We start from the raw sequence: 2,611 nt of genomic DNA on the forward strand, positions 1-2,611 counted from the left end.
GCCCGGTACGGGCACGGGCGCGGGCCGCTGCTCAGCCGCCGGACGCGGCGCGTCGGCTCCCCAGGACGGCTGCGCGACGCTGGTCGGCGCCTCGTCGAGCACCTGGAGCCCACGCCGCGAAACGCCGACGTCGCTCAGGACGGCCTGCTGCCAACTGGAGTCGGTCACCCGCCCCCCTTTCACCCGGTCAGCCTACGAGAGCCTCGCCCCGTGCACACCGGACCGGGCGGGGGCCCGTGCCCCACAGCCTAGGAGCTTTCCGTACAAGGGTCTCACCGAACCAAAAGCCCTATCCGGCCGTCTAACCCCTGAAACCGCCAAGGGCTCCCGCTAGCCTGTCCTCAACCCCGTGCGCCCCCAGCCCGTGAGACCTCCCGGAGCGACGATGCCCCTCACCTCGGCAAGGCGGAGGACTCCCCGGCCGCACCGACCGGGGTCAGCCGCTCTGGCCGGAATCGGCGCCCCGGGCGCCCTGCCGCCCGGCGATCGAAGCCTCGTACGCGGCCAGGGCCCGCTCCCCGCCGGGACGCAACTCGAACCGGATGCCCCGGTCGCCCTCGAACGGGTTCCGGTGATCGAACCCGGCGCGGTAGATCTCGTTCGGCACGCGTTCCGGAAAGGCGTCGCAATAGGGGATCCACCGGTCAAGCGAGCTAGTGCTCCCCGGGTTGGACCTCTTCTGCAACCGCACGCAGGCATCGCAGATGTTCGGCTTCCTGCGCATCGTCCACCCACCCTTTCCCGGTCTCCGGCTCGGCCTGCGCGGCGCACCGCGCGGTCCCCGAAGTGTTCCACAACGTCAGTGGCCTCACCCCCACGCTACGGACTGTCCGGGGCGGGTTGCGACAAAGCCAGCCATGGCTCTATAAATGATCAATCTCTGTGTACCTGTGATCGTGCGCGGTCGCGGGCTTCCCAAGCTCCCGACGAACAGAGGGGTGCCTGTGCGCGCTGAATGGCAGGCGCATATCGACGAACTCCTGCAGACGTACCAGGAGAAGCGCCGGCAGATCCAGGAGATGCAGTCCAAGCTGGAGGCCATCGAGGCCGAGGCCGAGGCCGCCGACGGCATGGTGCGCGTCAAGGTCGACCGGCAGGGCCGGCTGGCCTCGCTCGACCTCGATCCACGCGTCCAGCGCAGGCTCGGCGCCACGGAGCTCGCCGAGGCGATCATGGAGGCGACCAAGGCCGCGCAGACAGAGGTCACCAACCTGATACGCGAGGCGATGCAGGGGCTCGCCCCCGAGGGTGGGGCCGAGCACGGGTTCGACATCGCCAAGCTGCTGCCCGAACGCCCCGACGACATCAACGCCGTCCGCGAACGACTGGGGATCCTGCCGCCATGACCTACGAGCACCTAGAGGTCGACACAGAGGAACTGAAGCGCGCGGGCGAGGGATTCAAGACGGGCGCCGGCCAGCTCAAGGCGATCTACGACCGGCTCAGCTCCGCGCTCAGCGCCGAGGGCGAGTGCTGGGGAGCCGACGAGACCGGCAAGACGTTCGCGCAGGGCTACAAGCAGCCGGCCACGAGCGTCCAGGAGTCGTTTCCCAAGCTCAAGGACGGTCTCGAAGGCATCAAGAAGGGCGTGGACCAGATGGCCAAGACCTACAAGGCGGCCGAGGACGCCTCAAGGCTGAAGTGAACTGAGCCGTGGGTCTCGAGATACCGGAACCGGTCCAGTGGCTGGGTTGGATCATCGGCGCCGACTGGCCCGAAGGCGACGAAACGGCGATGCGCCGCTGCGCCGAGGCGTGGCGGACCGCCGGAACCGAGGTCGACGGGCTGATCCAGGAGCTCGTCCAGACCGCGTCCGACGTGCGCTCCGCGCTCGACAGCGGCGCGGCCGAGGCGTTCGGCCAGAAATGGGAGCAGTGGGTCACCACCGACCCGCAGATCCTGACCAAACTGGTCGAGTCGTGCGGGCAGCTCGCCGAGACGCTCGACGGCGGCGCGCTCGACATCGAGTACGCCAAGTACATGTTCATCGCCCTGCTGATCATCACGGCGATCGAGATCGCCTACCTGATCGCGGCGGCGTTCGCGACCTTCGGCGCGTCGACGGCGGCCATCCCGGCCGTGGAGGTCGCGGCGCAGGTCTCCGCCAGAACGATCGCCAAGGAGCTGCTGGAGCGGCTCAGCCAGCGGTTCCTCGGCGCCGTGCTGAGGGGCGCCATCGTCGGTGCCGTGGAGGGCGGCGGGCTCGACCTGCTCGTCCAGGGCGTGCAGATCGCGCAGGGCAACCGTGACGGCGTCGACTGGAAGAAGACCGGCGCGGCCACCCTGGACGGCGCGATCGGCGGCGCCATCTCCGGCGGCGTCTCGCACGGCATGGGCAAGGTTCCCGGCCTGGGCGACACCGCGGACACCGCGCTCGGCAACATGGGCCGGGGCATGCTGCGGGAGGGGCTGTCCGAGGGCATCAGCGGCGTGGCCGGCACGGTCGCCACGGCCGCGATCCACGGCGACCCGCTGACCTGGGACGCCATCGCCAAGGGCGCCACATCGGGGGCGTTCGGCGGTGCCGTCGGCGGCGGCAGGGACGGCCTCAGCAGCTACAACGCGGGGCTGCCCGGCGGAGACCCGCCGACCCCCACACCGACTCCCACAC

At 70.2% G+C, this 2,611-nt stretch carries 4 protein-coding genes; 3 read left to right on the top strand and 1 reads right to left on the bottom strand.

Going from position 1 to position 2,611, the window contains the following annotated elements; translation table 11 throughout:
- Window positions 1–436: 436 nt before the first annotated feature.
- Window positions 437–724, bottom strand: coding sequence for a hypothetical protein (locus E1266_RS36755; RefSeq protein ID WP_132055145.1), 288 nt, complete (start codon window positions 722–724; stop codon window positions 437–439).
- A 220-nt stretch (window positions 725–944) separates the two neighbouring features.
- Here E1266_RS36755 and E1266_RS36760 point away from each other — a divergent pair, with 220 nt between their 5' ends.
- From E1266_RS36760 to E1266_RS36770, 3 genes are all read left to right on the top strand, one after another.
- Window positions 945–1,346: a YbaB/EbfC family nucleoid-associated protein gene (locus E1266_RS36760; protein ID WP_165966368.1), complete on the top strand. Its 402-nt coding sequence runs from the start codon at window positions 945–947 to the stop codon at window positions 1,344–1,346.
- A complete protein-coding gene (locus E1266_RS36765) occupies window positions 1,343–1,645 on the top strand; it encodes a WXG100 family type VII secretion target (RefSeq protein ID WP_132055149.1) in 303 nt (100 codons plus the stop codon). Before E1266_RS36760 ends, E1266_RS36765 begins: the two co-directional genes overlap by 4 nt.
- 8 nt (window positions 1,646–1,653) lie before the next feature.
- The coding region (locus E1266_RS36770) for a hypothetical protein (protein WP_207946151.1) at window positions 1,654–2,611 on the top strand (958 nt) is incomplete at its 3' end.

Source organism: Actinomadura sp. 7K534 (assembly GCF_004348575.1).
In the GTDB taxonomy this organism is placed as follows: domain Bacteria; phylum Actinomycetota; class Actinomycetes; order Streptosporangiales; family Streptosporangiaceae; genus Spirillospora; species Spirillospora livida.

Excerpts from the sequence above, each read along its gene's own strand:
- E1266_RS36755 (WP_132055145.1), bottom strand. The coding sequence starts at position 724 with ATGCGCAGGAAGCCGAACATCTGCGATGCCTGCGTGCGGTTGCAGAAG.
- E1266_RS36765 (WP_132055149.1), top strand. The coding sequence starts at position 1,343 with ATGACCTACGAGCACCTAGAGGTCGACACAGAGGAACTGAAGCGCGCG.